Below are 1,883 nucleotides of genomic sequence, written 5' to 3'. Positions count from 1 at the left end.
CATATTGTTAACATAGGTATGTGTTATAGACAGATAGGAATAGACTTCCATTACTGGCGTTTTTCGAAGATAACTCATTGTTTAACAAAGAGATCAGACCAGTTTATCGAGGGGGAATAAGCTTTTTTACTGGGGAATAATAGACAGGCGGCATCGATTCAGCCGCCTTTATTAACATTTAAGGTGATAAAAAGTCAGTCGAGCGTAGGATTCATATGGCGCAAATCAAATGGGGTGATTTGGTACACGTAGTAGTTCAGCCAGTTCGCAAACAGCAGATGACCGTGGCTACGCCACGATGCTTTTGGTGGTAAAGAAGCATCGTCATCAGGAAAGTAATTGAGTGGAACTTGTGGGTTAAGACCGGCGGCCACATCACGCTGATATTCACCTGCTAGCGTGTCGACGTCGTATTCAGGATGACCGGTAACAAAAGCCACTCGCTTATCTTTACTGGCAAACAAATAAGCTCCAGCCTCTTCTGATGAGACCAGGATATCCAAATCTGTATATTGCTTAAGCACCTCAAGTGGGAAATCGGCATAGCGAGAATGAGGTGCCAGGAATGTTTCATCAAACCCTCGGGTGAGCAGTGCCAGTGGCTCTCGAGTTTGGTGCTGGTAAATACCAGAGAGTTTGACCTCGCGAGTCATCTTAGGAATGCCATACAGGATATTTAATGCCGCCTGTACCGCCCAGCATACGAACAAGGTTGAGGTCACGTGGTCCTTTGCCCAAGCAATAATACGCTCGATCTGTGGCCAGTATGCGACGTCACAAAAATCAACTAAACCGAGAGGTGCGCCAGTCACGATCAACCCATCAAAATTCTGATCTTGAATATCTTCAAAGTCACAGTAGAAGTTATTCAGATGCTCTGCTGGCGTATTTTTTGACTCACGGCTATCAATCCGCAGTAATTGGATATCAATCTGTAAGGGTGAGTTAGAGAGTAAACGTAGGAATTGATTCTCCGTCTCAATTTTTTTAGGCATTAGATTCAGAACCAACACCTTCAGGGGACGAATTTCCTGGGTTTTCGCACGCGATGAGGTCATCACAAAGACATTCTCATTGCGTAAGAAACTCACTGCGGGTAATTCATCAGGAACCCTAATTGGCATGCCTATATCCTCAATATATCCGTTTATACGTTTAGACTTCTAGATGCCTGAAGATAGCGGGTTTTCAGTAAAAAGTCGAGTGATCTGCCACAACCTGAAAATGTTTCATTACCACCATCTCAATAGCACTTAGTGCAGTGAACAGTCGGCATATATTTTCGATACTGCCAAAATGCAAAAACCCTCTACAAATGCAGAGGGTTATCATTTTCTATGACTTTATTTTTGAGGGCTATATGTGATTTAGCTACATTTTCAGCATACAACAAACTCGTCACTAACATCTATTTTCGGATAGCACAAAAGCAAAAACCCCTCGCTTTTGGCATGGGGTCTTTACTTGATTTGATACCTGGCAGTGTACGAATGGCTTTCCTGCCATTCGCCCTTCGGGCCGTTGCAAGCAACGTTAAAAATCGTTCCCGACGATTTTTTCCTACAATATTCGTCTCATCTTGAGGATGAGTCTCACCCCTCCGGGGCCAGCGCAAGCGCTGTTCAAACTGCATTCGCAGTAGTATTCGTCTCATCTTGAAGATGAGTCTCACCCCTCCGGGGCCAGCGCAAGCGCTGTTCAAACTGCATTCGCAGTTTGTCGCATGTCATGCTCGGGTTGTATTCTGTCTGAACCCATAAGCAAAAAAGGCCACCCGTTAGGGTAGCCTTTTTTGCTTATTTGATACCTGGCAGTGTCCTACTCTCGCATGGGGAGACCCCACACTACCATCGGCGCTACGGCGTTTCACTTCTGAGTTCGGC

At 45.1% G+C, this 1,883-nt stretch carries 1 protein-coding gene; it reads right to left on the bottom strand.

The window, feature by feature from the left end:
- Nucleotides 1–194 precede the first annotated feature (194 nt).
- Nucleotides 195–1,124 (bottom strand): homoserine O-acetyltransferase MetA, encoded by a 930-nt coding sequence (gene metA / locus V2A85_RS23370; RefSeq protein ID WP_372560358.1) that lies wholly within the window; start codon nt 1,122–1,124, stop codon nt 195–197.
- Nucleotides 1,125–1,883: the final 759 nt, after the last annotated feature.

This window comes from Yersinia sp. 1252 StPb PI (assembly GCF_048593885.1).
GTDB lineage: Bacteria > Pseudomonadota > Gammaproteobacteria > Enterobacterales > Enterobacteriaceae > Yersinia > Yersinia enterocolitica_E.
Note: the sequence above shows the minus strand (reverse complement) of the source record. Positions and strands in the feature narration are given on the sequence as shown.

Bases quoted from the DNA above. Each gene is read 5' to 3' on its own strand.
- metA (WP_372560358.1), bottom strand. From the start codon at position 1,124: ATGCCAATTAGGGTTCCTGATGAATTACCCGCAGTGAGTTTCTTACGC.